Annotated in this window: 27 protein-coding genes; 9 read left to right on the top strand and 18 right to left on the bottom strand. The window is 59.8% G+C overall.

Going from position 1 to position 26,813, the window contains the following annotated elements; genetic code table 11:
* The 7 genes from NA645_RS14285 to NA645_RS14255 form a co-directional block, all read right to left on the bottom strand.
* Positions 1 to 426 carry a GNAT family N-acetyltransferase gene (locus NA645_RS14285; RefSeq protein ID WP_256049442.1) on the bottom strand — a complete coding sequence of 142 codons (426 nt, stop codon included), beginning with the start codon at positions 424 to 426 and terminating at the stop codon, positions 1 to 3.
* Entirely contained in the window at positions 419 to 1,585 is a 1,167-nt protein-coding gene (locus NA645_RS14280) for a cupin domain-containing protein (RefSeq protein ID WP_256049430.1), read from the bottom strand. The genes NA645_RS14285 and NA645_RS14280 overlap by 8 nt, the downstream gene beginning before the upstream one ends.
* Before the next feature lie 76 nt (positions 1,586 to 1,661).
* Complete coding sequence (gene purB, locus NA645_RS14275) at positions 1,662 to 3,032, bottom strand: adenylosuccinate lyase (protein WP_256049429.1); 1,371 nt, start codon at positions 3,030 to 3,032, stop codon at positions 1,662 to 1,664.
* Positions 3,033 to 3,124: 92 nt separating this feature from the next.
* A complete protein-coding gene (hflD, locus tag NA645_RS14270; protein ID WP_256049428.1) occupies positions 3,125 to 3,748 on the bottom strand; it encodes a high frequency lysogenization protein HflD in 624 nt (207 codons plus the stop codon).
* Positions 3,745 to 4,875, bottom strand: coding sequence for a tRNA 2-thiouridine(34) synthase MnmA (gene mnmA, locus NA645_RS14265; protein ID WP_256049427.1), 1,131 nt, complete (start codon positions 4,873 to 4,875; stop codon positions 3,745 to 3,747). Before mnmA ends, hflD begins: the two co-directional genes overlap by 4 nt.
* A 66-nt stretch (positions 4,876 to 4,941) precedes the next feature.
* A complete protein-coding gene (locus NA645_RS14260; protein WP_256049426.1) occupies positions 4,942 to 5,382 on the bottom strand; it encodes an NUDIX hydrolase in 441 nt (146 codons plus the stop codon).
* A gap of 121 nt (positions 5,383 to 5,503) precedes the next feature.
* Positions 5,504 to 7,729 (bottom strand): NADP-dependent isocitrate dehydrogenase, encoded by a 2,226-nt coding sequence (locus NA645_RS14255; protein WP_256049425.1) that lies wholly within the window; start codon positions 7,727 to 7,729, stop codon positions 5,504 to 5,506.
* A gap of 357 nt (positions 7,730 to 8,086) precedes the next feature.
* Here NA645_RS14255 and icd point away from each other — a divergent pair, with 357 nt between their 5' ends.
* Positions 8,087 to 9,343 (top strand): NADP-dependent isocitrate dehydrogenase, encoded by a 1,257-nt coding sequence (gene icd, locus NA645_RS14250; protein WP_256049424.1) that lies wholly within the window; start codon positions 8,087 to 8,089, stop codon positions 9,341 to 9,343.
* 55 nt (positions 9,344 to 9,398) lie between these two features.
* On the opposite strand, the gene cspD is transcribed toward icd, so the two are convergent.
* Positions 9,399 to 9,656, bottom strand: coding sequence for a cold shock domain-containing protein CspD (gene cspD / locus NA645_RS14245; RefSeq protein ID WP_131651968.1), 258 nt, complete (start codon positions 9,654 to 9,656; stop codon positions 9,399 to 9,401).
* 214 nt (positions 9,657 to 9,870) lie between these two features.
* On the opposite strand from cspD, the gene clpS reads away from it, so the two are divergent.
* Positions 9,871 to 10,233 carry an ATP-dependent Clp protease adapter ClpS gene (gene clpS, locus NA645_RS14240; RefSeq protein ID WP_131651969.1) on the top strand — a complete coding sequence of 121 codons (363 nt, stop codon included), beginning with the start codon at positions 9,871 to 9,873 and terminating at the stop codon, positions 10,231 to 10,233.
* Between the two features lie 29 nt (positions 10,234 to 10,262).
* Positions 10,263 to 12,533, top strand: a complete 2,271-nt coding sequence (gene clpA, locus NA645_RS14235; protein WP_131651970.1) for an ATP-dependent Clp protease ATP-binding subunit ClpA — start codon at positions 10,263 to 10,265, stop codon at positions 12,531 to 12,533.
* Positions 12,534 to 12,700: 167 nt separating this feature from the next.
* Here clpA and infA read toward each other — a convergent pair whose 3' ends face one another.
* The 4 genes from infA to trxB all read right to left on the bottom strand — a co-directional run bounded on the left by infA (position 12,701) and on the right by trxB (position 15,458).
* Complete coding sequence (gene infA / locus NA645_RS14230) at positions 12,701 to 12,919, bottom strand: translation initiation factor IF-1 (protein WP_002553999.1); 219 nt, start codon at positions 12,917 to 12,919, stop codon at positions 12,701 to 12,703.
* Between the two features lie 99 nt (positions 12,920 to 13,018).
* Positions 13,019 to 13,726 carry an arginyltransferase gene (locus NA645_RS14225; protein WP_256049423.1) on the bottom strand — a complete coding sequence of 236 codons (708 nt, stop codon included), beginning with the start codon at positions 13,724 to 13,726 and terminating at the stop codon, positions 13,019 to 13,021.
* Between the two features lie 52 nt (positions 13,727 to 13,778).
* The gene (gene aat / locus NA645_RS14220) at positions 13,779 to 14,459 is read right to left on the bottom strand and encodes a leucyl/phenylalanyl-tRNA--protein transferase (protein ID WP_256049422.1); all 681 of its coding nucleotides are present in this window, start codon (positions 14,457 to 14,459) and stop codon (positions 13,779 to 13,781) included.
* Positions 14,460 to 14,510: 51 nt separating this feature from the next.
* Positions 14,511 to 15,458: a thioredoxin-disulfide reductase gene (gene trxB / locus NA645_RS14215; RefSeq protein ID WP_256049421.1), complete on the bottom strand. Its 948-nt coding sequence runs from the start codon at positions 15,456 to 15,458 to the stop codon at positions 14,511 to 14,513.
* 213 nt (positions 15,459 to 15,671) lie between these two features.
* Between trxB and ftsK the strand changes: the two genes are divergently transcribed.
* From ftsK to cysG, 6 genes are all read left to right on the top strand, one after another.
* Positions 15,672 to 18,074 carry a DNA translocase FtsK gene (gene ftsK, locus NA645_RS14210; RefSeq protein ID WP_256049420.1) on the top strand — a complete coding sequence of 801 codons (2,403 nt, stop codon included), beginning with the start codon at positions 15,672 to 15,674 and terminating at the stop codon, positions 18,072 to 18,074.
* Between the two features lie 17 nt (positions 18,075 to 18,091).
* Complete coding sequence (gene lolA, locus NA645_RS14205) at positions 18,092 to 18,718, top strand: outer membrane lipoprotein chaperone LolA (RefSeq protein WP_256049419.1); 627 nt, start codon at positions 18,092 to 18,094, stop codon at positions 18,716 to 18,718.
* Positions 18,719 to 18,733: 15 nt separating this feature from the next.
* Positions 18,734 to 20,059: a replication-associated recombination protein A gene (locus tag NA645_RS14200; RefSeq protein WP_256049418.1), complete on the top strand. Its 1,326-nt coding sequence runs from the start codon at positions 18,734 to 18,736 to the stop codon at positions 20,057 to 20,059.
* Complete coding sequence (crcB, locus tag NA645_RS14195) at positions 20,056 to 20,430, top strand: fluoride efflux transporter CrcB (protein WP_256049417.1); 375 nt, start codon at positions 20,056 to 20,058, stop codon at positions 20,428 to 20,430. Before NA645_RS14200 ends, crcB begins: the two co-directional genes overlap by 4 nt.
* A gap of 72 nt (positions 20,431 to 20,502) precedes the next feature.
* Positions 20,503 to 21,783 (top strand): serine--tRNA ligase, encoded by a 1,281-nt coding sequence (serS, locus tag NA645_RS14190; protein WP_256049416.1) that lies wholly within the window; start codon positions 20,503 to 20,505, stop codon positions 21,781 to 21,783.
* 159 nt (positions 21,784 to 21,942) lie between these two features.
* Positions 21,943 to 23,337, top strand: coding sequence for a siroheme synthase CysG (gene cysG, locus NA645_RS14185; protein WP_256049415.1), 1,395 nt, complete (start codon positions 21,943 to 21,945; stop codon positions 23,335 to 23,337).
* Between the two features lies 1 nt (position 23,338).
* Here the strand turns inward: cysG and NA645_RS14180 are convergent, their stop codons facing one another.
* The 6 genes from NA645_RS14180 to tusD form a co-directional block, all read right to left on the bottom strand.
* A complete protein-coding gene (locus tag NA645_RS14180; protein ID WP_256049414.1) occupies positions 23,339 to 24,337 on the bottom strand; it encodes a glutathione S-transferase family protein in 999 nt (332 codons plus the stop codon).
* Between the two features lie 85 nt (positions 24,338 to 24,422).
* A complete protein-coding gene (locus tag NA645_RS14175) occupies positions 24,423 to 25,403 on the bottom strand; it encodes a glycosyl transferase family protein (RefSeq protein ID WP_256049413.1) in 981 nt (326 codons plus the stop codon).
* Complete coding sequence (locus tag NA645_RS14170; RefSeq protein ID WP_256049412.1) at positions 25,400 to 25,735, bottom strand: TusE/DsrC/DsvC family sulfur relay protein; 336 nt, start codon at positions 25,733 to 25,735, stop codon at positions 25,400 to 25,402. Before NA645_RS14170 ends, NA645_RS14175 begins: the two co-directional genes overlap by 4 nt.
* Positions 25,732 to 26,034: a sulfurtransferase complex subunit TusB gene (tusB, locus tag NA645_RS14165; RefSeq protein WP_256049411.1), complete on the bottom strand. Its 303-nt coding sequence runs from the start codon at positions 26,032 to 26,034 to the stop codon at positions 25,732 to 25,734. The genes NA645_RS14170 and tusB overlap by 4 nt, the downstream gene beginning before the upstream one ends.
* The gene (tusC, locus tag NA645_RS14160) at positions 26,034 to 26,393 is read right to left on the bottom strand and encodes a sulfurtransferase complex subunit TusC (RefSeq protein ID WP_256049410.1); all 360 of its coding nucleotides are present in this window, start codon (positions 26,391 to 26,393) and stop codon (positions 26,034 to 26,036) included. The genes tusB and tusC overlap by 1 nt, the downstream gene beginning before the upstream one ends.
* Positions 26,393 to 26,785: a sulfurtransferase complex subunit TusD gene (gene tusD / locus NA645_RS14155; protein WP_256049409.1), complete on the bottom strand. Its 393-nt coding sequence runs from the start codon at positions 26,783 to 26,785 to the stop codon at positions 26,393 to 26,395. Before tusD ends, tusC begins: the two co-directional genes overlap by 1 nt.
* Between the last annotated feature and the right edge of the window lie 28 nt (positions 26,786 to 26,813).

Raw genomic sequence — 26,813 nt, 5'->3', positions numbered from 1 at the left:
TCAGTCGCTCTTTCGAAGCATATCGACGTGGGGCAGGCCCGCTTCCAGGAACTCGTCGCTGATCACTTCAAAACCGAGGCGTTCATAGAACGAGGTGGCATGGACCTGGGCGGTCAGCCGTTGTTCGCGGAGACCACGACGTTCTGCTTCTTCGATCGCGGCCTTCATCAGCGCGCCTCCAACGTGCATCCCGCGCCAGTCGCGTAGCACGGAGACGCGACCGATATGTCCATCATTCAGCAAGCGCGCCGTGCCTATGGGATAGCCACTTTCAAGGGCGAGGAAATGCACGGCCTCGGCATCGTCCGCGTCCCATTCGAGCTCAGGCGGCACCGACTGCTCGGCGATGAAAACGGTCTCGCGAATTCGACGCAAATCGGCGTTGTCCTGCTGCCAGTCGGCGATGCGAACTTCTATATCACTCATCAGCAAACTCCAGACTTCCCTGCTTGACCAACTGCCACACCAGATTACGCCCATCTTCGTCGTTCAGCCACGGTGCGAGGTTTTCCGCATGTATCGCATCAGCCGAGCAGATCAGTTTCAAAAGATCTTTCAAATGCGAAGGCAGCAAGCGGCTCTGGCCGCTGGCGAACAGCAGAAGACCAATGTCGACCTCGCTCCAGGCCAGGCGCGCGCTGAGATTACGGATCAGGACCGCGCCATCTTCCAGCGCAGCGAGTAGCGCATGTTCCTCTATGTCCGGGCCTTGCACGCGTTCCGGATAGCGAGGTTCGGTCATGAACTGACCAAACCAAGTGAGCAGCAGGCGCTCATCGCCCATGTGTTCGGTGAGCATTGCCCGCAGCCGATCGAGCGCGTCGCTCTGGATCTGGTAGGGATCGTCGGTGGGAGCGAGATCAGCGTCGCTATAGCGTTCCTCGTCGGGCAGGAACTGCGCGAGAAAATCGGTGAAGTGTGTCAGGACTTCAGCGGCGCTGGGCGCTCTGAAGCCGAGCGAATAGGTCATGCAGGCATCTTCGGCGGTGCCGAAATGCGCCAGCCGAGGTGGTAGATAAAGCATGTCGCCGGGTTCCAGAACCCATTCATCAGTGCCTTGGAAATCCGCAAGGATGCGCAAGTCGGGGTGTTGCAGCATGGGACTATCGCCGTCACACATCTGTCCTACGCGCCAACGGCGTCGACCCTGAGCCTGCAGGAGGAAGACGTCATAGTTGTCGAAATGCGGGCCGACGCCGCCTCCAGGGGACGCGAAGCTGATCATCACGTCGTCGATCCGCCAGTTGGGCAGGAAACGGAAATGTTCGATGAGCTCGGCGACTTCTGGGACTAGTTGATCGACCGCCTGGACCAGTAGCGTCCAATCGCGCTCCGGAAGATTCTGGTAAGTATCTTCGCTAAACGGTCCGCGGCGCAGCTCCCAAGGGCTGTCGCCATGTTCGATGACCAGGCGCGACTCGACTTCCTCTTCCAGCGATAGGCCGGCTAGTTCGTCAGGCGAAACCGGACTTTCGAACGAGGGAATCGCTTGACGGATAAGCAGTGGTTTTTTTTGCCAGTAATCGCGCAGGAACTCGCGCGCGCTTATGCCGCCGAGAATTTGCAAAGGAATATCGGAAGTCATGCAGGTACCTTGCTCTGCTACAGAGCTGCAAATAAAAACGCCCGGCACAGCCGGGCGTGCAAAAAGAAGGCGTCGTTCAGATCCGCTTGGCCTGGGCGGCCGCGTTGCCGATGTAGTTAGCCGGAGTGAGCTTACGCAACTCGGCTTTGGCTTCGGCCGGTATATCCAGGCTTTCGATGAAAGTTTGCAGAGCCTCGGGACTGATGCCTTTGCCTCGGGTCAGCTCCTTGAGCTTCTCGTAGGGATTCTCGATGGCGTAGCGACGCATGACGGTTTGGATAGGCTCTGCCAACACTTCCCAGCACGTGTCGAGGTCTTCGGCGATACGCGCCTGGTTGAGTTCGAGCTTGCCGATACCCTTGAGGCTCGCTTCATAGGCGATGACGCTGTGCGCGAAGCCGACGCCCAGATTGCGCAACACGGTGGAGTCTGTCAGGTCGCGTTGCCAGCGGGAGATCGGCAGCTTACTCGCCAGATGCTGGAGCAGAGCATTGGCGATCCCCAGATTGCCTTCGGAGTTTTCGAAGTCGATCGGGTTGACCTTGTGCGGCATCGTCGAGGAGCCGATTTCACCGGCGACGGTACGCTGCTTGAAATAACCTAGCGAAATGTAGCCCCAGATGTCTCGATCGAAGTCGATGAGGATGGTATTGAAGCGCGCCACCGCATCGAACAGCTCGGCGATGTAGTCATGAGGCTCGATCTGGGTGGTATAGGGGTTCCAGGTCAGGCCCAGGTCATCTTCGATGAATTCACGCGCATTGGCTTCCCAGTCGACGTCTGGATAGGCAGACAGGTGCGCGTTGTAGTTGCCGACAGCACCGTTGATTTTACCCAGCAGCGGAACGGCTTCGACTTGTGCGATCTGTCGCTCGAGGCGATAGACCACGTTGGCCAGCTCCTTGCCCAAGGTCGTTGGTGAAGCGGGCTGGCCATGGGTGCGGGACAACATTGGAACATTGGCGTGCTCGACCGCGAGTGCGCGAATGGCATCGGCCAGCTGGCGCATCAAGGGCAGCAGTACGTTGTCGCGGCCTTCACGCAGCATCAATGCATGGGACAGATTGTTGATGTCTTCGCTCGTGCAGGCGAAGTGGATGAATTCGTTTACTTTGGCCAGTTCGGGCAGTTGCTTGGCCTGCTCTTTCAGCAGGTACTCCACCGCCTTCACATCGTGGTTAGTGGTGCGCTCGAACTCTTTGACGCGCTCGGCATGCGCCAACTCGAAGTTTTCAGCCAATTGATTGAGCAGCGCATTGGCTTCCGAGGTGAAGGGCGCGACTTCCGGGATACCGCTGTGCGCGGCCAGACGCTGCAGCCAACGTACCTCGACCTGAACGCGGCAGCGAATCAGGCCGAACTCGCTGAAAATGGGGCGCAGGGCGCTGGTTTTGCCGGCGTAGCGGCCATCGACGGGGGAAACCGCGGTGAGCGTGGAAAGCTGCATAAGAGGTATCTCGGCAGTCGAGCAACGAAAAGAGGGCGCAGATTATACACGAAAGCGACGGGGTGACCGTCGCCGCGCCGCGTCGATGGCGCTTATTCCGACCGGAGCATGGGGTACAGTGCATCGAGGAGTTTGCGGCGGCTGAACACCATTTGCCAACGATGTCCACCGAGCTGGCGCCACAGCCGCGCGGAACGAATTCCGGCCAGAAGCAGCGCGCGGATCTTGGCGGCATTGTCGGTTTGCTGAAGGTGACGCATGTCGCCTTGCACCTGGATGCGCTGCCGGAATGTGCTGAGCGTGTCCTGATAAAGACCGCCGAAGGAGGCGATCACATTTTCATGAGTCAGCCCGAAATGGTCGACCTGCTGTTGTATCTGATCGAGGCGGCTACCTATGACCTGTAGCAAGTCGCTGCGTTTATCCAGCTGACGTTCCAGGTCGATCATGGCCAAGGCATAGCGCAATGGCTCGCGCTGCAGGCTGCTGGTATCGCGCTCCAGCGCACCGACGAGCGCTCGATAGCCATCGCGTAGATTGAGGTCGTCACCGCCATAGATTTCCCGTGCCGGCTTATCCTCCCGAACGAGCAGGCTGCCCAGCATGCTGCCTAGCGCGGCGTTTGGGACCTGACCGGTGCGGGCGATTCGATCGACCAGTGCGGCAGCTTCGAATACCGCACCGAGCGCGACCAGCTGTTCCTGCAGGGGCGTCATGGGCGAACTCCGGCGAACCAGGGTTCGGCAGTTTCGATGACGCCGCCACCGAGGCAGACCTCGCCGTCGTAAAACACCACGGATTGTCCAGGCGTGACGGCGCGTTGAGGTTCATCGAATATGGCTCGATAGCCATTTGCTGTCTGCTCCAGGGTGCAGAGCTGATCGCTCTGGCGATATCGAACCTTGGCGGTGAGGCGTAAAGGTGCGGACAGTTCCAGCGGATTGACCCAATACATCTCGGAGACGAGCAGGGCGCGGGAGAACAGCCAGGGATGATCGTTGCCCTGTCCCACCACCAGTACGTTGCGCTCGAGATCCTTGCTCAATACGTACCAGGGTTCATCGCCAGCATCCTTGAGGCCGCCGATGCCGAGCCCCTGCCGCTGACCGATTGTGTGATACATGAGGCCGTGGTGGCGACCGATGGTTTCGCCATCGATGGTCTCGATATCGCCGGGCTGGGCTGGCAAGTATTGCTTGAGGAAATCGCTGAACCGGCGTTCACCGATGAAGCAGATACCTGTCGAATCCTTCTTTTTCGCCGTCGCGAGGCCGTGTTTTTCGGCCAGGGCCCGGACGGCTGGTTTTTCCAGCTCGCCGACGGGAAACAGTGTCTTGCTCAGCTGCTCGCCGCCTACGGCATGGAGAAAGTAGCTTTGGTCCTTGTTCGGGTCGAGCCCCTTGAGCAGCTCGCTGCGTCCGTCGGTGTCGCGGCGGCGCACGTAATGGCCGGTGGCGATCAGGTCCGCACCCAGCGCCAGGGCATAGTCAAGGAAGGCTTTGAACTTGATCTCGCGGTTGCACAAGATGTCCGGGTTGGGCGTTCGCCCAGCCTTGTATTCGGCCAAGAAATGCTCGAATACGTTGTCCCAGTATTCAGCCGCGAAGTTGGCGGTATGCAGTTTGATGCCGAGCCGATCGCAGACGGCCTGGGCATCGGCCAGATCCTCGCGCGCGGTGCAGTACTCGGTGCCGTCATCTTCCTCCCAGTTCTTCATGAACAGGCCTTCGACCTGATACCCCTGTTCGAGCAGAAGCAGAGCGGAAACCGAAGAATCGACGCCGCCGGACATGCCGACTATGACGCGTGGGTTTTCAGGAGCAACGGACGTTGAATCAGACATAAAAGCTCAGGGCTGACTGCAAAGGATCGGATTCTAACAGGCTGGCCAAGCCTGCGGTTATGCGGATCAGTCGCGTATCACGGCAAGGTCGTACGGCGGTCCCGCCAGGTAATCGTCGATGCAGCGGATGATCAGTTCGCTGCGCCAACGTTCAGGCTGCGCTGTCAATTCATCACGAGACATCCAGTGAGCGCTGACAACACCGTCGTCTAGCTGGCGCTGAGCGTGGTGGTGTACCGGGCTGGCTGCGAAGCAGACACGCTGATAGGTCACACCGTTGCCCGGTGCGGTGTAGAGATAGATGCCGACCACGCCGCTCAGCTCGACATCCCAGCCGGTTTCTTCAAGGGTTTCGCGCACCGCTGCTTGCCGCAGCGTTTCGTTGGGTTCGAGATGGCCCGCCGGTTGATTCAACACCAGCCGGCCACCTTTCGATTCCTCGACCATGAGAAAGCGGCCATCCGCTTCGACGATGGTCGCGACTGTGATGTGGGGATTCCAGGTCATGTTCGTATTCCTAGGTCCTTTTGGCTAAGAGTAGCGCCAGGCTGCGCTGGAGAAACGGAAAACCCCGGCACGGGGCCGGGGTTTCCATACAACGCAACGGCGCTGGTTAGCGCCAGCCGCTTCAGGCCATTGCGGCGAGAGCGGCGTTGAAGGTCGTGCTGGGGCGCATCACCTGGCTGGTCAGCTCCGGGTTGGAGCGGTAGTAGCCACCAATATCTACCGGCTTGCCCTGAACTTCGGCCAGCTCGGCAACGATGACTGCTTCGTTTTCGCTCAGCTGCTTGGCCAGCGGCGCGAAGTGGGCCTGCAACTCCAGGTCTTCGGTCTGTGCTGCCAGTTCCTGGGCCCAGTACAGCGCCAAGTAGAAATGGCTGCCGCGGTTGTCCAGTTCACCGGTCTTGCGCGATGGCGACTTGTTGCTGTCGAGCAGCTTGCCAGTGGCGGCGTCGAGCGCCTTGCCCAGCAGCTTGGCTTTCTGGTTGCCGGTCTTGATACCGGTTTCCTCGAAAGACACGGCCAGTGCGAGAAATTCGCCCAGCGAGTCCCAGCGCAGGTGGTTCTCTTCGATCAGCTGCTGCACGTGTTTCGGAGCCGAGCCGCCGGCACCGGTTTCGTACATGCCGCCGCCGGCCATCAGCGGAACGATGGACAGCATCTTGGCCGAAGTGCCCAGTTCCATGATCGGGAACAGGTCGGTCAGGTAGTCACGCAGTACGTTGCCGGTTACCGAAATGGTGTCCTGGCCGCGAATCATGCGCTCCATGCTGACGCGGATAGCTTCGTTGTAGCCCATGATGCGGATATCCAGGCCGCTTAGATCGTGCTCCTGCAGGTAGGCCTCGACCTTCTTGCGCAGCTCGCGATCGTGGGCGCGCTCAGGGTCCAGCCAGAAGATGGCAGGAGTGTCGGACTGACGGGCACGAGTAACGGCCAGCTTGACCCAGTCGCGGATCGGCGCGTCCTTGGTCTGGCAGGCGCGCCAGATGTCGCCTTTCTCGACTTGGTGCTGCATCAGCACGGTGCCGTCGGCCAGCACGACGCGCATGGTGCCGTCGGCTGCCATTTCGAAGGTCTTGTCGTGGGAGCCGTATTCTTCGGCCTTCTGCGCCATCAGGCCGACGTTCGGTACGCTGCCCATGGTGGTCGGGTCGAAGGCACCGTTGGTCTTGCAGAAATTGATCATCTCCTGGTAGATGCGGGCGTAGGTGCTTTCCGGCATCACCGCCTTGGTGTCCTTCAGCTTGCCGTCCTTGCCCCACATCTGACCGGAGCTGCGGATCATCGCTGGCATCGAGGCGTCGACAATCACGTCGCTGGGGATGTGCAGGTTGGTGATGCCCTTGACCGAATCGACCATTGCCATTTCCGGGCGGCCGGCGTAGCAGGCGTGGATGTCGTCGAGGATTTCTTCCTGCTGAGAGGCGGGTAGCGACTTGATCTTGTCGTAGACGCTGCTGATGCCGTTGTTCGGGTTGACGCCCAGTTCCTCGAACAGCTTGCCGTACTTGTCGAACACGTCCTTGTAATAGACGCTGACGGCGTGGCCGAAGACGATCGGGTGGGAGATCTTCATCATGGTCGCCTTGACGTGCAGGGACCACATGACGCCCGTTTCCTTGCAGTCCTGCAGGGTCTTCTCGAAGAACTCACGCAGCTTCTTGCAGCTCATGAACATGCTGTCGAGGACTTCGCCTTCCTGCAGGGAGAGATGTTTCTTGACTTCGACCTGACCGTCCTTGCCGACGAACTCGAGGCGCACATCACCAGCCTTGGCCATGGTGACGGACTGTTCGCTGGAGAAGAAGTCGCCGCCGCGCATGTAGTCGGCGTGAGATTGCGACGCCATGCTCCACTTGCCCATCGAATGCGGGTGCTTGCGAGCGAACGCCTTGACCGCGGCGGGCGCGCGGCGGTCGGAGTTGCCTTCGCGCAGCACCGGATTCACCGCACTGCCAAGCACTTTGCTGTAGCGAGCGCGTACTTCTTTCTCCGCGTCAGTCTGCGGGTCCTCTGGGAAGTTCGGGATGTTGTAGCCCTGAGCCTGGAGCTCGGCGATAGCGTTGCGCAATTGCGGTACCGATGCGCTGATGTTCGGCAGTTTGATGATGTTGGCTTCTGGCTGAGTCGCCAAAACTGCCAACTTGGCGAGATCGTCATCGATCCGCTTATCGGCGTCCAGTTGATCCGCGAAGGCCGCAAGAATGCGCCCTGAAAGAGAGATGTCACGTGTTTCGACGGAGATGTCAGCGGAAGCGGCAAAGGCTTCTACAATAGGCAGAAGCGAGTAGGTGGCCAGCGCCGGGGCTTCGTCGGTGAAGGTGTAAATGATCTTCGAGCGGGTGGACATGTAGAGTTAACTCTCTCTTGCTGAGCGTGCACAGAATCTCGAAACGCAGGTAGGCGGCCTGGCTACGTTCATTGAGCCAGCATCGAGATTCGCCGCGATGATGTTGGATGCAGCACCACTAGAGTGTTGAGTGTTCGATCCGTCCGGCTGCGGTTGGCAGCCTGGCGGTACAGGGCCAAGGGGTCTCGTTGGCTCCTCATGACTCGTTAGTCACCTAAGCAGTATATCACCGCGGCCCGTTGTCAAAAAATGCCTGTGGCCATAGACCAATGAACAATATGGTTTCGGCTGTTTCAACTGGGTTACTCTTCGGAGATGACCGCTGTTTAATGTTTAACCACAAAAACGGAGTCCAGCATGGGATACCAAAAGATCCAGGTGCCTGCCAACGGTGACAAAATCACCGTCAATGCCGATAACACCCTGAATATTCCCGACAATCCGATCATTCCCTATATCGAGGGTGACGGGATTGGCGTTGATATCAGTCCGGTGATGATCAAGGTGGTCGACGCGGCTGTAGAGAAAGCCTATGGCGGCAAGCGCAAGATCGCCTGGATGGAAATCTATGCTGGCGAGAAAGCGACTCAGGTCTACGACCAAGACACCTGGCTGCCGAAGGAGACGCTAGAGGTTGTTCGTGACTACGTGGTGTCCATCAAGGGACCGCTGACCACGCCGGTTGGTGGTGGTATCCGTTCTCTCAACGTTGCACTGCGCCAAGAGCTGGATCTGTACGTTTGCCAGCGTCCTGTTCGCTGGTTTACCGGTGTGCCGAGCCCGGTCAAGAAGCCGGCCGATGTCGACATGGTCATCTTTCGCGAGAACTCCGAGGACATCTACGCTGGTGTCGAGTGGAAGGCGGGCTCTGCGGAGGCGGAGAAAGTTATCAAGTTCCTCACTGAGGAAATGGGCGTCAAGAAGATCCGCTTCACCGAAAACTGCGGCATCGGCATCAAGCCGGTTTCGCTGGAGGGTACCAAGCGGCTGGTGCGCAAGGCGCTGCAATACGCGGTAGACAATGATCGCAGCTCGGTAACCTTCGTGCATAAAGGCAACATCATGAAGTTCACCGAAGGTGCCTTCAAAGAGTGGGGCTACGAAGTCGCGCGCGATGAATTCGGTGCCGAGTTGCTGGATGGTGGGCCCTGGATGCAATTCAAGAACCCGACCACTGGCAAGAACATCGTCGTCAAGGACGCCATTGCCGACGCCATGCTTCAACAGATTCTGCTGCGTCCGGCCGAGTACGATGTCATCGCCACGCTTAACCTCAATGGCGACTATCTTTCCGATGCGCTGGCGGCGGAAGTGGGCGGTATCGGTATCGCCCCGGGCGCCAACCTATCCGACACCGTCGCCATGTTCGAAGCGACCCACGGCACCGCACCGAAGTACGCCGGTCAGGATAAGGTCAACCCCGGCTCACTGATTCTCTCCGCCGAGATGATGCTGCGCCACATGGGTTGGGTGGAAGCGGCAGAGCTGATCATCAAATCGACCGAGCGCGCGATCGCTGCGAAGACGGTGACCTATGACTTCGAGCGTCTGATGGAGGGCGCGAAACTGATGTCCTGCTCGGAATTTGGCGATGCCATGATCTCGCATATGTAACTGCGCAAGCGACACAAAAAGGCCGATCACAGATCGGCCTTTTTGTTGCCTGGGATCAGGCGTCTACGGTTGCGCTCTGTAAAACAGGTGCCGCTACATCCACAGTGGTCTGCAGCGACCTGATGTTGGTTGCATGCAGGCCCTTGGGGCCTTGCAGAATATCGAACATGACCGCTTGCCCAGCTTTGAGAGTTCTGTACCCTTCCATTTGGATGGCCGAGTAGTGGGCGAACAGGTCCTCATCGCCGCCGTCTGCTACGATGAATCCATAGCCTTTGGCGTTGTTGAACCACTTGACCTTACCGCTTAGCATGCTGTTATCCCTCTGCAAAGGAGTCCATCACTGGAGTAACATCCATTTCATTCCGCGCTGATGCAGCACTTGGCCCATACGCGCAGCCCGTTGCCGTTGTGGCACATTACTGTTTGTATCATCGTTTTGCCGATAGTCAAGGCGACTCGTCAGGTGGCTGTGAAGCCTTTCCACTTACCCGGCCTCGGCGCCCCGATTTAGAACTGTCATACGCATGCGTGCATCTCCAACATTTCAACTAATATTCAATCAGGATCGTCCAAAACCGTTGGATGACGACTCTTCCGGCTTGGCGGTCGAAGAAGCCAAGCCGCAACTGAAGGCACCACCGATGTTCAAAGTTGTCATGTTTAATGACGACTACACGCCGATGGATTTCGTCGTGGAGGTGCTCGAAGGAATTTTCAATCACAATCGGGAGGTCGCCACCAGGATCATGCTGGCGGTTCATACCGAAGGACGAGCCGTCTGTGGTGTTTACACGCGCGACGTCGCAGAAACCAAAGCGATGCAGGTCAATCAATATGCAAGGGAGTGCCAGCACCCGTTGCTTTGTGAGATCGAGAAGGACGGTTAAACCCGACTGCTGGGTAAGAGGTGAAAGCTATGTTGAACCGTGAGCTCGAAGTCACTCTGAATCTGGCTTTCAAGGAGGCTCGTACCAAGCGTCATGAGTTCATGACGGTCGAGCATCTTCTGTTAGCTCTGCTGGATAACGAAGCGGCCGCAACGGTGTTGCGCGCCTGTGGAGCCAGCCTCGATAAATTGCGCCATGACCTACAGGAATTCATCGATTCCACCACGCCTCTGATTCCCCAGCATGACGAAGAGCGTGAAACCCAGCCAACCCTGGGTTTCCAGCGAGTGCTTCAGCGGGCGGTTTTCCATGTACAGAGTTCTGGCAAGCGCGAAGTCACTGGTGCGAATGTGCTGGTTGCGATCTTCAGCGAACAGGAAAGCCAAGCGGTGTTCTTGCTAAAACAGCAGAACGTCGCTCGTATCGACGTCGTCAATTACATTGCTCACGGCATTTCCAAGGTGCCGGGTGATAACGGCAATCCTGACGGCGATTCGGAAATGCAGGATGAGGAGGGTGGTGAGTCCGCCACGTCGGGCAACCCGCTCGATGCCTATGCCAGCAACCTCAACGAACTGGCTCGCCAGGGCCGTATAGATCCACTCGTCGGCCGCGAGCATGAAGTCGAGCGAGTCGCGCAGATCCTGGCGCGTCGACGCAAGAACAATCCGTTGTTGGTTGGTGAGGCTGGCGTCGGTAAGACTGCGATCGCCGAGGGCTTGGCAAAGCGCATTGTGGACAATCAGGTGCCGGAGCTGCTTGCCAACAGCGTTGTTTACTCTTTGGATCTCGGTGCCTTGCTGGCTGGTACCAAATACCGGGGCGATTTCGAGAAGCGCTTCAAGGCGCTCCTGAATGAGCTGCGCAAGCGCCCTCAGGCGGTTCTGTTTATTGATGAGATTCATACGATCATCGGAGCTGGCGCGGCTTCGGGTGGCGTGATGGACGCTTCCAATCTACTCAAGCCGCTGCTTTCGTCTGGAGAGATTCGCTGTATCGGGTCGACCACATTTCAGGAGTTTCGCGGCATCTTCGAAAAGGATCGGGCTCTGGCTCGGCGCTTCCAGAAAGTCGATGTTTCCGAGCCGTCCGTCGAGGACACCATCGGCATCCTGCGTGGCCTGAAGGGACGCTTCGAGCAGCACCACAGCATCGAATACAGCGATGAATCGCTCCGCGCTGCTGCGGAACTGGCTTCGCGTTATATCAATGATCGACATATGCCGGACAAGGCGATCGATGTGATCGACGAGGCGGGCGCGTTCCAGCGCCTACAGCCGGAAGATAAGCGCGTTGCTCGGATCGATGTCGAGCAGGTTGAAGATATCGTTGCCAAGATTGCACGTATTCCACCCAAGCATGTCAGTACGTCTGACAAAGAGCTATTGCGCAACCTGGAGCGTGATCTGAAGCTGACCGTTTTTGGTCAGGACGATGCGATCGATTCGCTCGCCACGGCAATCAAGCTGTCGCGTGCCGGGTTGAAAGCGCCTGACAAGCCTGTGGGCTCATTCCTGTTCGCTGGCCCTACCGGCGTCGGCAAGACGGAGGCGGCGCGGCAGTTGGCGCGGGCGTTGGGTATCGAATTGGTGCGCTTCGACATGTCCGAATACATGGAGCGTCATACCGTGTCGCGGCTGATCGGTGCGCCTCCGGGGTACGTCGGTTTCGATCAGGGCGGGCTGTTGACCGAGGCGATCACCAAGCAACCGCACTGCGTGCTCCTGCTTGATGAGATAGAGAAGGCCCATCCAGAGGTATTCAATCTGCTGCTGCAGGTGATGGATCACGGGACGCTGACGGATAACAACGGCCGCAAAGCCGATTTCCGCAATGTCATTCTGATCATGACAACCAATGCTGGTGCGGAAACGGCAGCGCGCGCTTCGATTGGTTTCACCCATCAGGATCACGCATCCGACGCGATGGAGGTGATCAAGAAGAGCTTTACGCCGGAATTCCGCAATCGCTTGGACACGATCATTCAATTTGGCCGCCTGAGTCACGAAGTCATCAAGAGCATCGTCGACAAATTCCTCATTGAACTGCAGACGCAGCTTGAGGATAAGCACGTCACGCTTGAGGTGTCCGACGCGGCGCGTGGTTGGCTAGCGGAGCGTGGCTACGATGTACAGATGGGCGCGCGACCAATGGCTCGCCTGATCCAGGACAAGATCAAGCGACCATTGGCCGAGGAAATTCTGTTCGGTGAGCTGGCGGAGCATGGCGGTGTGGTGCACATCGATATTCGTGATGGCGAGCCGTTCTTCGAGTTTGAAACCTCGGCTGAATTGGCTTAACGCATCAGTATCGCAACACTGACAGAACGCCCGGCATTGCCGGGCGTTTCTGTTTGGATCATCCGGCGGAATGTAGAACGCGTGGGCTTGCGAGGATTGGTGATTTGGTTGTGGCGGGCACAAACAAAAAAGCCCGGTCATAACCGGGCATTCTTTCTCGCGTACCGTTAACGGGCGCGGTAGGTGATGCGACCTTTGCTCAAATCGTACGGTGTCAGTTCTACGCGAACCTTGTCACCGGTAAGAATCCGGATGTAGTTCTTGCGCATCTTTCCAGAAATATGCGCAGTAACGACGTGCCCATTTTCCAACTCCACACGAAACATGGTGTTGGGCAGGGTGTCGACGACAGTACCTTCCATTTCGAAGCTGTCTTCTTTCGACATTCAGTAAAGCCCTCGGTGTCCAATGATTGACCCGGCGCAAGCAATGCGCGGGTAAAAGCGGCAAGCATTGTGCCTGAAAGGGCTCCGAGAGCCAAGGGCTCAGCTCAGAGTAATCCAGCGCTGATTGACCAGCAGTTCGATTGGGCGGTACTCGGTTTTGTAATTCATCTTGCGGCAGTTCTTGATCCAATAGCCCAAATAGATAGCCTTCAGGCCTAGGCGAGCTGCCTCGTTGACCTGCCAGAGAATGGCGAAGCGTCCCAGGCTGCGACGCTCCTCGTTGGGGTCGTAGAAGGTGTAGACCGCAGAGAGGCCGTTCGGCAGCACATCGGTCACTGCCAGGGCCAGCAGGCGGCCTTCCAAGCGGAACTCGTAAAAGCGGGAGAAGGGGAGGTCGCGGACCAGAAAGGTATGGAACTGGTCCCGGCTTGGCGGGTACATATCCCCGTCAGCATGGCGCTGCTCGATGTAACTTGCATAAAGCGAATAATATTCTTCGGTGAACGAGGGGCGAACGTCCGTCACGGAAAGGTCAGCGTTGCGTTTAAGGATTCGTTTCTGCTGACGATTGAGTTGTAGCCCATCGGCTGGTATCCGTGCGGGGATGCAGGCGGTGCAGCGTTGGCAATGTGGACGGTAGAGATGATCGCCGCTGCGGCGGAAGCCCATTTCGGACAGTTCCGCGTACACCTGTACGTCCATCGGCTGGCTGGGGTCGAGGAAGAGCGTCGTGGCCTGCTCGTCGGGCAGGTAACTGCACGCGTGAGGCTGGGTTGCGTAGAACTTGAGACGAGCCAGTGAAGTCATGGTCAGCTCTCGAAAATCTTGAACTCAGTGTAGGTCAGCTTGGCTTAGTCGACTAGGGCTCCCATCGGGCTGAACTAGGTTCGTCCAGGTACTTAGCAAGCGTCTCGGCGAAGGCCTCGCGGGATATGGGTCGCGCGCCGAAACTGGCCAGATGTTGCGTCGGCATCTGGCAGTCAATCATTTTGAATCCCCAATCTTGGAGGCGTTCCACTAATGCCACGAAACCAATTTTGGACGCATCGGTTGCCCGACTGAACATCGATTCGCCGAAGAATAGTCGACCTATGGCGAGGCCATAGAGCCCGCCGACCAACTGTTGGTCCTGCCAGACTTCAACCGAATGTGCGATGCCGAGTTGATGCAGCCTCATATAGGCGTTCTGCATCGTTGCCGTGATCCACGTGCCGTCGGCATAGCTGCGCGGGGCGGCGCAGCCTTCGATTACTTCTCGAAATGCGCGGTCGAAGGTGACGCTGAATATGCCCTGGCGTAGTTTTTTGCGCAGGCTGCGGGAGATATGCAGTTCCTTTGGATAAAGAACCGTGCGCGGATCGGGTGACCACCAGAGCACTGGTTGCCCGTCCTGATACCAAGGGAAGCAACCATGTCGGTAGGCGGCCAGCAAGCGTTCCGGAGACAGATCGCCTCCGGCGGCGAGCAGTCCGTTGGGCTCGCGCAAGGCCTTTTCTAGCGGGGGGAACGACAAGTCGTCGCGCTGCAGCCAGGTCAGCATTATCGGTGCGTCACGAAGGGGCGGATACGCATACTATCCGCCTGGCTGTGGTTACTGATCCAGATACTTTTCGGCATCGAGCGCGGCCATGCAGCCGGCACCCGCGGATGTGATGGCCTGACGGTATACGTGGTCGGCCACATCGCCAGCTGCGAAGACGCCGGGGATGGTCGTGCAGGTGGCGTCGCCCTCGCTGCCGCCCTTGATCTTGAGGTAACCGTCCTTCATCTCAAGCTGACCCTGGAACAGGTCGGTGTTGGGTTTGTGGCCAATGGCGATGAATACGCCGGACAGTTCCAGCTTCTGCTCCTCGCCCGATACCGTGCTCTTCAGCCGCACGCCGGTAACGCCGCTGGCATCTCCCAGAACCTCTTCCAGCGTGTGATTCCAGTGCAGGCGGATATTGCCGTTGGCGGCTTTTTCCATGATTTTGTCCTGCAGGATCTTCTCCGAGCGCAGCTTGTCGCGACGATGAATCAGGTGCACTTCCTTAGCGATGTTCGACAGATAAAGCGCTTCCTCGACGGCCGTGTTGCCGCCACCGATCACAGCCACTACTTGATTGCGATAGAAGAAGCCGTCACAGGTGGCGCAGGCCGACACGCCGCGGCCGGCAAACGCCTCCTCGGACGGCAGGCCGAGATACTGGGCCGAGGCGCCTGTGGCAATGATCAACGCATCGCAGCTGTAGGTAGCGCTGTCGCCCTTGAGGATGAAGGGGCGTTGCTGTAGCTCAGCCGTGTGGATGTGGTCGAAGACCACTTCGGTATCGAAGCGCTCTGCGTGTTTCTGCATCCGCTCCATCAGTGCGGGGCCGGTAAGACCTTCAACGTCGCCCGGCCAGTTGTCCACTTCGGTAGTAGTCGTAAGCTGACCGCCGGGCTGAATGCCAGTGATCATCACGGGCTTCAGGTTGGCGCGGGCAGCGTATACCGCGGCGGTATAGCCGGCCGGGCCCGAGCCGAGGATGATCAGACGTGAATGCTTGACTTCACTCATAAAAAGCCCTCATAAGCCTTTGTCGCAAATAGAGAAGCGTGCTCCAGTCGAGCCGCGCTGAAAAGCTGGGCGTTTATGCTACACCGAAGCATCGAGAAAAGCCCAAGCGGCACGGAACCGGAATGCCATCGAATCGACAAAGCCGTACAATGTCGGGGTTCAGGCTGACCACGGTTCAATAGAGCGCGCCGCAGGCGCAGGAAATAAAGCGTTTTGAAGAATACCTCCTCTACCGCGCCGGCTTCCGCCTGGCGACAGCAATTGCATTATCGTCTCAAAGAGGGTGCGTTGATCGCGCTCGGCGCTTTGTGTGCCTATTTGTGGATGGCTCTGCTGACCTACGATCCGTCCGATCCCGGCTGGACGCACACTAGCAATGTCGAACAAGTTCAGAACGCGGCCGGCCGTGCCGGGGCTTGGTTCGCCGACGTACTGTTCATGGCGCTTGGCTATTTCGCGTTCCTGTTTCCCTTGTTGCTGGGCATCAAGACCTGGCAGGTGTTTCGTGCGCGTCATCAACCTTGGACATGGAACGGCTGGTTATTTTCGTGGCGGTTGATCGGACTCGTCTTTCTGATTCTGTCCGGCTCTGCGCTGGCTTACATCCATTTCCAGTTCGCCAACAGTCTTCCTGCTTCGGCAGGTGGCGCCTTGGGTGAGAGCCTGGGGCAGCTTGCCGAGGCTGCGCTTAACGTTCAGGGCAGCACGTTGCTGCTACTGGCTTTCTTCCTGTTCGGTCTCACGGTGTTCACCGATCTGTCTTGGTTCAAGGTGATGGACCTGACCGGCAAAATCACGCTCGATCTGGTCGAGCTGATTCAGAGTCTTTTCAGCCGTTGGTGGTCTGCGCGCAACGAGCGCAAGCAGATCGTTGCGCAGCTGCGCGAAGCCGATGAGCTGGTCAACGAAGTGGCCGGATCGCTGCCCGATCATCGTGAGCGCGCCAAGGTGAAGGAGCGTTTGCTCGAGCGTGAAGAGTCGCTGAGCAAGCACATGAGCGAGCGGGATAAGCGTCCTGCTCCGGTGATTCCGCCTGCCGTTGCGCCGAAGCCGGTGGAACAGAGCAAGCGTGTACTGAAGGAAAAACAGGCCAATCTGTTCGTTGATCCATTAATCGAAGGCAGTCTGCCGCCGATTTCCCTACTCGATGCCGCCGAGAAGCAGCAGAAACAGTATTCTCCCGAATCTCTAGAGGCCATGTCCCGGCTGCTTGAAATCAAGCTCAAGGAATTCGGCGTCGAGGTCATCGTTGAGTCGGTGCATCCAGGCCCGGTGATCACCCGTTTCGAAATCCAGCCGGCCGCCGGAGTCAAGGTCAGCCGTATCTCCAACCTAGCCAAGGACTTGGCGCGCTCGCTGGCGGTGATCAGCGTTCGCGTGGTCGAGGTGATTCCTGGCAAGACCACCGTCGGCATCGAGATTCCCAACGAGGATCGCCAGATTGTGCGCTTCTCCGAGGTGTTGTCGTCGGCCCCCTATGATGACGCCAAGTCGCCGGTGACCATTGCCCTGGGTCACGATATCGGCGGCAAGCCGGTGATTGCCGATCTGGCCAAGATGCCGCACCTGCTAGTGGCGGGCACGACCGGTTCGGGTAAGTCGGTGGGCGTCAACGCCATGATCCTGTCGATCCTGTTCAAGTCCGGGCCGGAAGATGCGCGGCTCATCATGATCGACCCGAAGATGCTCGAACTTTCCATCTACGAAGGCATTCCGCACTTGCTGTGTCCGGTGGTGACGGACATGAAGGAAGCGGCCAACGCGCTGCGCTGGAGCGTCGCCGAGATGGAACGCCGCTACAAGCTGATGGCGGCCATGGGCGTGCGCAACCTGGCGGGCTTCAACCGCAAGGTGAAGGAGGCGGAGGAGGCCGGCACGCCGCTGACCGACCCGCTGTACCGCCGCGAGAGCATGGAAGACGAAGCGCCGCTGCTGCAAAAATTGCCGACCATTGTGGTGATTGTCGACGAATTCGCCGACATGATGATGATCGTCGGCAAGAAGGTCGAAGAACTGATTGCGCGTATCGCGCAGAAGGCGCGAGCTGCTGGTATCCATCTGATTCTTGCCACACAGCGGCCTTCCGTGGACGTGATCACCGGTTTGATCAAGGCCAACATCCCAACCCGCATGGCGTTCCAGGTGTCCAGCAAGATCGACTCGCGGACGATTCTCGACCAGGGCGGCGCCGAGCAATTGCTCGGTCACGGCGACATGCTCTACCTGCCGCCGGGCACCGGCCTGCCGATTCGCGTGCACGGTGCCTTCGTTTCCGATGACGAAGTGCATCGTGTGGTCGAAGCCTGGAAGGCGCGCGGCGCGCCTGATTACATCGAGGAGATTCTGGTCGGTGCCGAAGAATCCGGTAGCGGTTTCGATGGCGGGGGCGAGAGCGGCAATGGCGAAGGCAGCGAGGAAGATCCGCTGTACGACGAGGCCGTGCGCTTCGTCACCGAAAGCCGCCGCGCGTCGATTTCCGCCGTGCAGCGCAAACTGAAGATCGGCTACAACCGTGCCGCCCGGATGATCGAAGCCATGGAAATGGCCGGCGTCGTGACTTCCATGAATACCAACGGCTCGCGCGAAGTGCTTGCGCCGCCACCTATGCGCGATTGAGTCGCACCGAGGGCTACATGCAATTGATTCGTTTGTTGTTCGCATCCGCTCTGTTGTTGGCGCTGGTTCCGGCCCAGGCCGACCAGGCCGCCTCCGTCCAGCGTCTGACGGGCCTGCTGCAGAAGGCCGAGACCCTGACGGGCCGCTTTTCGCAGTTGTCCCTCGATGGTACTGGCACCCAACTACAGGAAACCTCCGGCGAGATGGCGCTGAAACGGCCGGGCCAGTTCCGCTGGAAAACCGACGAGCCGATGGCGCAGCTGCTGGTTTCCGATGGCAAGAAGGTCTGGCTGTACGACCCAGACCTAGAGCAGGTGACCATCCAGACCCTGGATCAGCGCCTGACCCACACACCGGCGCTGCTGCTCTCCGGTGACGTTTCCGCCATCAGCGACAACTTCCAGGTCTCACACAAGGAAGCCGGCGAGGTGGTCGATTTCATGCTCGAGCCGAAAGCCAAGGACACGCTGTTCGACAACCTTCGCCTGTCCTTTCGCAATGGCGTGATCAACGACATGCAGATGGTCGACGGCGTCGGGCAGCGCACCAATATTCTCTTTCATGGCGTCAAACTGAACGAGCCGCTCAAGGCGGACCTGTTCACCTTCGAGATTCCCGAAGGGACCGATGTCATATCCGAGTGAGTGGTAGAGCCCTCGATGGATCTGTTCAGCCGCGCCCCCGTCGCCCAACCGTTAGCCGCACGTCTGCGTGCCGCCAGCCTCGACGAATACGTCGGGCAGGAGCACCTGCTGGCGCGCGGCAAGCCGCTGCGCGAGGCGCTGGAGCAGGGCGCGCTGCACTCGATGATTTTCTGGGGGCCGCCGGGAGTGGGCAAGACCACGCTGGCACAGTTGCTGGCCAAAGTATCCGACGCCCATTTCGAAACCGTCTCGGCAGTGCTGGCCGGGGTGAAGGAGATCCGCCAAGCTGTTGAGATCGCCAAGCAGCAGGCGGCCCAGTATGGTCGACGCATGATTCTCTTCGTCGATGAAGTACATCGCTTCAACAAATCCCAGCAGGATGCTTTTCTGCCCTATGTCGAGGACGGCACGCTGATTTTCATCGGTGCGACCACCGAGAATCCGTCCTTCGAATTGAACAATGCCTTGCTCTCCCGCGCGCGGGTCTACGTGCTGAAAAGCCTCGACGAAGCCGCCCTGCGCAAGCTGGTCGAGCGCGCGCTGAGCGAGCCGAAAGGGCTGGGCGACCTGCATCTGAGCCTGCCCGAAGAAAGCTTCCAGATGCTGGTGGCTGCGGCCGATGGCGATGGCCGGCGGCTGCTGAACCTGCTGGAAAACGCCTCGGATCTGGCCGAAGAAGGCGGCGAGATCAGCGTAGAGCTGCTGCAGGATCTGCTGGGCGACAGCCGCCGGCGTTTCGACAAAGGCGGCGAAGCTTTTTACGACCAGATATCCGCATTGCACAAGTCTGTACGCGGCTCCAATCCGGATGCGGCGCTGTACTGGTTCGCGCGGATGCTCGACGGTGGTTGCGATCCGCTCTATATCGCACGGCGCGTGGTGCGCATGGCCAGCGAGGAAATCGGCAATGCCGATCCGCGGGCGGTCAGCCTGTGCCTTTCCGCCTGGGACGTTCAGGAGCGCCTGGGCAGCCCCGAGGGCGAGTTGGCGGTAGCGCAGGCGATCGTCTATCTCGCCTGCGCGCCGAAAAGCAATGCGGTCTACATGGCCTTCAAGGCCGCCAAGCGTGACGTTGCCGAAAGCGGCTCGCAGGAAGTCCCGCTGCATTTGCGCAATGCGCCGACCCGCCTGATGAAGGAGCTGGGCTACGGCAATGAATACCGCTACGCCCATGACGAGCCGGATGCCTACGCGGCCGGCGAGGACTACTTTCCCGAGGCCATGGAGCCGCGCCAGTACTATCATCCGGTGCCGCGAGGATTGGAGAGCAAGATTCGCGACAAGCTGGAACACCTGGCCCGGCTCGATCGTGAAAGCCCACGGCAACGGAGAAAGACATGATCCGCTTGGTACTAGCCGTTGCCGCGGGCGGGGTGATCGGTACGCTACTGCGCTTTGCCCTGTCGACCTGGGTATCGACCCACTGGCCGCGGCATTTCTATCTGGCGACGCTTGCGGTCAACCTGCTGGGCTGCCTGCTGATCGGCTACCTATATGCGCTGTTTCTCGTGCGCCCAGACGTGTCGCCGGAACTGCGCGGTGGCTTGATCCTCGGCTTTCTGGGGGCGTTCACCACTTTTTCAAGTTTCTCTCTCGACGGCTTGCGGCTGTTCGAGAGCGGCCAGCTTGGCACGGCCTTCGGCTACATTGGCCTGAGTGTGTTCGGCGGCTTGCTGGCAACCTGGGCAGGCCTTGCCCTCGGCAGGTTATGAAGCTGGCCGCTATCGCAGTAAACTTCGCTTCCTCTTCGCCTTTCCTCAAAGCTTTCACAGACGAGACTCACCATGCTTGATTCGAAACTGCTACGCACACAGCTGCAAGACGTTGCCGATCGCCTGGCTACCCGCGGCTATCAGCTGGACGTGGCGCGTATCGAGGCGCTGGAAGCACAGCGCAAGACCGTGCAGACCCGCACGGAGCAGCTGCAGGCCGAGCGCAACGCTCGCTCCAAATCCATCGGCCAGGCCAAGCAGCGCGGCGAAGATATTGCGCCGTTGCTCGCCGATGTTGACCGCATGGCTTCCGAGCTGGAAGCCGGTAAGCAGGAGCTCGAAGGCATCCAGGCCCAGCTGGACCAGTTGATGCTGACGCTGCCGAACCTGCCGCACGAGTCTGTGCCGGTGGGCAAGGATGAGGACGAGAACGTCGAGGTGCGTCGCTGGGGCAAGCCGAAGAGCTTCGATTTTCCCGTCCAGGATCACGTCGCACTCGGCGAGCAGCACGGCTGGCTGGATTTCGAGACCGCCGCCAAGCTCTCCGGTGCGCGTTTCGCCCTGATGCGCGGGCCGATTGCCCGCCTGCACCGTGCGCTGGCGCAGTTCATGATCGACCTGCACACCCGCGAGCATGGCTACGAAGAGGCCTACACGCCTTATCTGGTCCAGGCGCCGGCGCTGCAGGGCACCGGCCAGCTACCCAAGTTCGAGGAAGATCTGTTCAAGATCACCCGCGAAGGCGAGGCCGATTTCTATCTGATTCCGACGGCGGAAGTCTCGCTGACCAACATCGTCGCCGGCGAGATTCTCGATGCCAAGCAACTGCCCCTGAAGTTCGTCGCCCATACGCCGTGCTTCCGCAGCGAAGCGGGCGCGTCCGGCCGCGATACGCGCGGGATGATCCGTCAGCATCAGTTCGACAAGGTCGAAATGGTACAGATCGTCGAGCCGAGCCAGTCCTTCGAGGCGCTGGAAAGCCTGACGGCGAGCGCCGAGAAAGTGCTGCAGCTGCTGGAGCTGCCTTATCGGGTGCTGGCGCTGTGCACCGGCGATATGGGCTTCGGTGCGACCAAGACCTACGATCTAGAGGTTTGGGTGCCGAGCCAGGACAAGTACCGCGAAATTTCCTCGTGCTCCAACTGCGGCGACTTTCAGGCACGCCGTATGCAAGCACGTTATCGCAACCCGGAAACCGGCAAGCCCGAGCTAGTGCATACGCTCAACGGTTCCGGTCTTGCGGTGGGCCGTACCCTGGTGGCGGTGCTGGAAAACTACCAGCAGGCGGACGGCAGCGTACGAGTGCCGGAAGTACTGCAGCCCTATATGGCCGGTATCGAAGTCATCGGCTGAAGGCCGATTCCGGTAGGTCCTGAGGTGCTGCTGGTGCGGTAAATTGCCCCGATAGGTGCCGCTTCAGGGCTCGATCCGGACTCCTTGATTCCCGACAAGGGCCACCATCGGCGTAACGGCTGAGATGGCCCTTACTTTCATGGACACCAGGATTCACTGATGGATTTCTTGCCGCTGTTCCACAACCTCAAGGGCCGCTTGGTGCTGATCGTCGGCGGTGGCGATATCGCCCTGCGCAAGGCGCGGCTGTTATCCGAAGCGGGTGCACTGTTGCGTGTGGTGGCGCCCCAGATCGAGGCACAGCTGGCCAAGTTGCTGGAGCAGAGTGGTGGACATTTCTTCAAGCGCGGTTACGCGAGCGAAGATCTTGCTGGCTGCGTCTTGGCGGTGGCTGCCACTGATGACGAGCCGCTCAACGCGCAGGTGTCACGGGATGCAAAAGCATTCGGCATTCCGGTGAATGTGGTGGATTCGCCGGAGCTGTGCACGGTGATTTTCCCCGCCATCGTCGACCGTTCACCCCTGATGATTGCCGTCTCCAGTAGCGGCGACGCCCCGGTGCTGGCGCGTCTGGTTCGTGCACGGATCGAAACCTGGATTCCTTCGGCGTACGGACAGCTGGCCGGGTTGGCAAAGAAGTTCCGTGCCCAGGTCAAGGCGTCGTTGCCAGACGTGCAGCAGCGTCGGGTGTTCTGGGAGGACGTTTTTCAGGGGACCATCGCCGAGCGTGCGCTCGCCGGACAGGAGCGGGAAGCCGAACGGCTGCTACAGGCCAAACTGTCAGGCGCGGCCCCTCGAAGCCTGGGCGAGGTCTATCTGGTCGGCGCCGGCCCTGGCGATCCCGATCTGCTCACTTTCCGCGCCCTGCGCCTGATGCAGCAGGCGGACGTGGTGCTCTACGACAGGCTGGTGGCACCTGCGATTCTGGACATGTGCCGGCGTGATGCCGATCGCATCTACGTGGGCAAGCAGCGCGCCGATCATGCGGTTCCGCAGGAGCAGATCAACCAGCAGCTGGTAACGCTGGCCAGGCAGGGCAAGCGGGTGTTACGGCTGAAGGGTGGCGATCCCTTTATTTTCGGTCGTGGGGGGGAGGAGATCGAAGAGCTGGCGGCCAATGGCATCCCCTTCCAGGTCGTGCCGGGCATCACCGCCGCCAGCGGTTGTGCAGCCTATTCCGGTATACCGCTGACCCATCGTGATTATGCGCAGTCGGTCCGTTTCGTCACCGGGCATCTCAAGGACGGCAGTTGCGATCTGCCTTGGGCCGACCTGGTAGCGCCGAGCCAGACCCTGGTGTTCTACATGGGCCTGGTCGGCTTGCCGGTGATCTGCCAGCAACTGATCGCCCATGGCCGTGGCGCTGGCACGCCGGCGGCGCTGATCCAGCAGGGCACCACCAGCAAGCAGCGGGTATTTACCGGAACGCTGGGTAATCTACCCGAGCTCGTCGCGAGCCAGCAGGTTCAGGCGCCGACCTTGGTGATCATCGGCGAGGTGGTGACGCTTCGCGACAAGCTGGCCTGGTTCGAGGGAATGGCGGACCCCGCATAGATCAGTGCGACCAAATTCCCTTGCCTGGCAACCGTTCACGATCATGGTCGCGATCCAGCGCTAACTGCGGTCCCTTGGGGACAATGCCGTTGGCGTTGATGTGCCGATGGCTTGCGTAGTAATGGCTCTTGATGTGGGTGAAGTCGACGGTTTCGGCGATGCCTGGCCACTGGTAGAGCTCGCGTAACCAGTTGGACAGGTTCGGATAATCCTCGATGCGCCGCAGGTTGCACTTGAAGTGGCCGTGATAGACCGCATCGAAGCGAACAATCGTGGTGAAGAGCCGCCAGTCCGCCTCGGTGAGGAATTCGCCGGTCAGGTAGCGTTGTTGCGCAAGGCGCTGTTCCAGCCAGTCCAGTTCGCTGAAAACTTCGTCGAAGGCCGCTTCGTAAGCCTTCTGCGTAGTGGCGAATCCGGCTCGGTAGACGCCGTTGTTGATCCTGGGATAAATCCGCTCGTTGAGGCTGTCGATTTCCGCGCGTAACGGTTCGGGATACAGATCCAGTTTCGAGCCGGTCAGTTCGTCGAAGGCCCGATTGAAGATACGGATCAGCTCGGATGATTCGTTATTGACGACCCGCTGCTGCTGGCGATCCCAGAGCACCGGCACTGTCACGCGGCCGGTGTAGTTTTCATCATCATCGGTGTAGCGCTGGTGAAGGTACTGCAGCCCATCGAGCGCATCGCCGCTTGAGCCGGTGCTCTGGTCGAACGTCCAGCCATGCTCGGCCATCAGCCAGCTGACCACTGAAACCTTGATCAACGGCTCGAGGTTTTTGAGCTTGCGGTAGATCAGTGTGCGATGTGCCCAGGGGCACGCGAGCGAAACGTAGAGATGAAAGCGCCCGGCTTCGGCCTTGACCGCCGGCCGACCATCGGGACCGGGCGAGCCGTCCGCGGTCACCCAGTCGCGACGTTGCGCCTGTTCGCGCTGGAACTCGCCGTCATCGCTGTTTTCGTACCACCGATCCTGCCACTGACCATCGACCAGAAGTCCCATGACTGCCTCCTCGTTATGAACGTTAGGGGCACTCTAGGGGACAATGTTCGATGGATGGGACGTAATGACGGGACAAATCCATCGTTCAGTTCGATGAATTCCTGTGCTGCCAATACTGCCTTGCCATCGCGAATGCCTGTTCCCGTGGTTGGCCCAGGCCGCGCAGGGCCAGCGCCATGGTCGCCACGACGGCCAGTTCGCCATAGGCGTCCTCGGCGCCGTTCCACACGGCCAGCAGATGCTGCGGGTCCAGGTGCGCGGGCTTTACGTGACGCTGCGGCGATAGGGCAGGCCAGTCCTCATCCCAGCTGTCGCCGGTTTCGGTGCCGTACAGGTGGGCAATGCCGTCCGGGTTGACTTCGATTTCACCGCCTTCGCCTTTGATGACGATCGCGGTGTCGCCCAGCAGGCGGCTGGCTTCGCGGTGATTGGCCTGGTAGTCGGGATGGAAGATGCTCTGCAGGCCGCAACGGGCACCCAGTGGATTGAGAATGCGCGCCAGCGAGTGAATTGGCGAGCGCAGTCCGAGCACGTTGCGCTGATCGATCATTCGCTGCAGCACGGGCATCCAGGCGCCCAACGGCATGAAGGCCACCTCGCCACGATCCAGCGTGGCGGCGACCGTTTCCCAGTCTTCGCAGCGGGTGATACCGAGCAGGTCGAGCAATTGCTCGGTATACATGCGCCCCGCAGTGTGGGCGCCGCCGCCATGCATCAGGATACGCACGCCGTTGCGCGCCAGGCATTTCGCGGCAAGCAGGTACCAGGGCAGGTGGCGTTTCTTGCCGGCATAGGTCGGCCAGTCGATGTCCACGGCAATGGCGGGCGCCTGGATGCGCTCACGAACGGCTTCGGTGAAGCCGGCAAGTTCTTCGGCGCTTTCCTCCTTGTGGCGCAGCAACATCAGGAAGGCACCGAGCTGGGTGTCCTCGACCTTGCCGTCGAGCAGCATGCCCATGGCTTCACGCGCTTCCTCGCGGGTCAGGTCGCGTGCACCGCGCTTGCCCTTGCCGAGAATCCGAACGAAAACGGCGAAGGGATGTTCTGCTGGCGTGACGGTGCTCATATGCAGTTGCTCGGTTTCGGCAGGCCTGCGAGCTTGGCAGCGAGCTTTGCTGGCGTGCCCTTGAATAGACGGTTGAGGTGCATGCTGTTGCCCTTGTCGGCGCCGAGTTTCAAGGCGGTGTATTTGATCAGCGGACGCGTTGCGGGCGACAGCTGGAACTCATCATGAAAAGCACGCAGCAGACGCAGGATTTCCCAGTGCTCGTCTCCCAGCGTCAGATCTTCCTGCCGGGCTAGGGCCTCGGCTACCGGCTCGCTCCAGTCGTTCAGGTCAGCCAGATAGCCTTCCTGGTCGACTTCGATGGGCCGGCCGTCGACGATCAAGGTGTTCATAGCCAGGCATTGGTCCGGTCATAGCGACAGCAGAGTTCGACGAAGCCGGCATAGTCGATCGCTTGCAATCGTTCGGGTAGCGCCGCCAGGCCGCGCGCGACGACATCTTCCTCCAGGGCGAACAGCGCGATGCTGCCAGGCATCGAGTCCAGGGCTTGTCGCTGGGCCGCGCCGGCCTGCAGCGCATAAACGGCATCGCCACTGAGCAGCAAGGCATCCTCCGCGGCCAGCAGTTGTAGGCAGCTGGCCAGGCGGTTGTCGGCGAAAGGGGAGTGCGAAAGCAGGTGCAAGGTGGCCATTAGAGCGTTATCACCTGGTCGTAGCGGTTGATGAGGGCGCGCAGGGCGGCGTCGTCCAGGACTTCTACCGGTAGCGACAACGCGTTCTGGTCCAGGCCGCGTTCCTGGAGGCTGCGCTGGGCTGCGTACAGCGAGTCGACGCCAAACATGGGCAATGCCTGCAGGTTGGCAGTGAGATCTTTCTGCTGCAGTTGCGCTGATTGCTGCGCCTGCACCAGCTGGAACACGCCATCATCGAGAAACAGCATGCCCAGGGGTAGCTCGAAGGCGCCTCCGGCCAGCGCGATATCCAGCGCTTCGCGCGCCGATGGGCCGGACCAGGGCGATTGTCGAGTAATGATCAGCATGGAGCGCGCCATCAGTGGCCTCCGAAGCAGACGAGGCGGTCGGCTTGTTGCGCCGCTTCGTGCAGCTGGCCCAGGCCGGAAAGCTCCCAAGCGGGTGAGAGATTGGCAGCGGGCCGCATATGGCGTTTGGCTTCCTGTGCGTCAAGCACGCCACGGCGCAGGCCGGCGGCGATGCAGACGACGCCGTCGAGCGCATGGCTACGAACAAAACACTCCCATTCACCGACCAGGTCGAGCTCATCCTGTGCGGTCACGATATTGGCCGACGCACTGTGCACGCCGTCTTGATAGAGAAACAACCGGGTGATTTCGTGCCCACCGGCAAGCACGGCCTCGGCGAAGCGCAATGCGCGCCGCGAAGCGGGGGAGTGAGCTGGTGAAAACAGAGCGATTACGAATTTCATGGCGCACCTTGCTAGCTGAGCGACATGA

Source organism: Stutzerimonas stutzeri (genome assembly GCF_024448955.1).
Taxonomy (GTDB): Bacteria; Pseudomonadota; Gammaproteobacteria; order Pseudomonadales; family Pseudomonadaceae; genus Stutzerimonas; species Stutzerimonas stutzeri_AQ.
Note: the sequence above shows the minus strand (reverse complement) of the source record. Positions and strands in the feature narration are given on the sequence as shown.

Coding starts and splice junctions, on each gene's coding strand:
- trxB (WP_256049421.1), bottom strand. CDS start 15,458: ATGAGTGAAGTCAAGCATTCACGTCTGATCATCCTCGGCTCGGGCCCG.
- NA645_RS14260 (WP_256049426.1), bottom strand. CDS start 5,382: ATGACCTGGAATCCCCACATCACAGTCGCGACCATCGTCGAAGCGGAT.
- NA645_RS14285 (WP_256049442.1), bottom strand. CDS start 426: ATGAGTGATATAGAAGTTCGCATCGCCGACTGGCAGCAGGACAACGCC.
- icd (WP_256049424.1), top strand. CDS start 8,087: ATGGGATACCAAAAGATCCAGGTGCCTGCCAACGGTGACAAAATCACC.
- NA645_RS14180 (WP_256049414.1), bottom strand. CDS start 24,337: ATGGGACTTCTGGTCGATGGTCAGTGGCAGGATCGGTGGTACGAAAAC.
- infA (WP_002553999.1), bottom strand. CDS start 12,919: ATGTCGAAAGAAGACAGCTTCGAAATGGAAGGTACTGTCGTCGACACC.
- NA645_RS14225 (WP_256049423.1), bottom strand. CDS start 13,726: ATGACTTCACTGGCTCGTCTCAAGTTCTACGCAACCCAGCCTCACGCG.
- clpS (WP_131651969.1), top strand. CDS start 9,871: ATGCGTGCATCTCCAACATTTCAACTAATATTCAATCAGGATCGTCCA.
- NA645_RS14170 (WP_256049412.1), bottom strand. CDS start 25,735: ATGAACACCTTGATCGTCGACGGCCGGCCCATCGAAGTCGACCAGGAA.
- clpA (WP_131651970.1), top strand. CDS start 10,263: ATGTTGAACCGTGAGCTCGAAGTCACTCTGAATCTGGCTTTCAAGGAG.
- serS (WP_256049416.1), top strand. CDS start 20,503: ATGCTTGATTCGAAACTGCTACGCACACAGCTGCAAGACGTTGCCGAT.
- NA645_RS14280 (WP_256049430.1), bottom strand. CDS start 1,585: ATGACTTCCGATATTCCTTTGCAAATTCTCGGCGGCATAAGCGCGCGC.
- aat (WP_256049422.1), bottom strand. CDS start 14,459: ATGCTGACCTGGCTGCAGCGCGACGACTTGTCGTTCCCCCCGCTAGAA.
- NA645_RS14255 (WP_256049425.1), bottom strand. CDS start 7,729: ATGTCCACCCGCTCGAAGATCATTTACACCTTCACCGACGAAGCCCCG.
- hflD (WP_256049428.1), bottom strand. CDS start 3,748: ATGACGCCCCTGCAGGAACAGCTGGTCGCGCTCGGTGCGGTATTCGAA.
- tusC (WP_256049410.1), bottom strand. CDS start 26,393: ATGGCGCGCTCCATGCTGATCATTACTCGACAATCGCCCTGGTCCGGC.
- NA645_RS14175 (WP_256049413.1), bottom strand. CDS start 25,403: ATGAGCACCGTCACGCCAGCAGAACATCCCTTCGCCGTTTTCGTTCGG.
- purB (WP_256049429.1), bottom strand. CDS start 3,032: ATGCAGCTTTCCACGCTCACCGCGGTTTCCCCCGTCGATGGCCGCTAC.
- NA645_RS14200 (WP_256049418.1), top strand. CDS start 18,734: ATGGATCTGTTCAGCCGCGCCCCCGTCGCCCAACCGTTAGCCGCACGT.
- mnmA (WP_256049427.1), bottom strand. CDS start 4,875: ATGTCTGATTCAACGTCCGTTGCTCCTGAAAACCCACGCGTCATAGTC.
- lolA (WP_256049419.1), top strand. CDS start 18,092: ATGCAATTGATTCGTTTGTTGTTCGCATCCGCTCTGTTGTTGGCGCTG.
- crcB (WP_256049417.1), top strand. CDS start 20,056: ATGATCCGCTTGGTACTAGCCGTTGCCGCGGGCGGGGTGATCGGTACG.
- tusB (WP_256049411.1), bottom strand. CDS start 26,034: ATGGCCACCTTGCACCTGCTTTCGCACTCCCCTTTCGCCGACAACCGC.
- cysG (WP_256049415.1), top strand. CDS start 21,943: ATGGATTTCTTGCCGCTGTTCCACAACCTCAAGGGCCGCTTGGTGCTG.
- tusD (WP_256049409.1), bottom strand. CDS start 26,785: ATGAAATTCGTAATCGCTCTGTTTTCACCAGCTCACTCCCCCGCTTCG.
- cspD (WP_131651968.1), bottom strand. CDS start 9,656: ATGCTAAGCGGTAAGGTCAAGTGGTTCAACAACGCCAAAGGCTATGGA.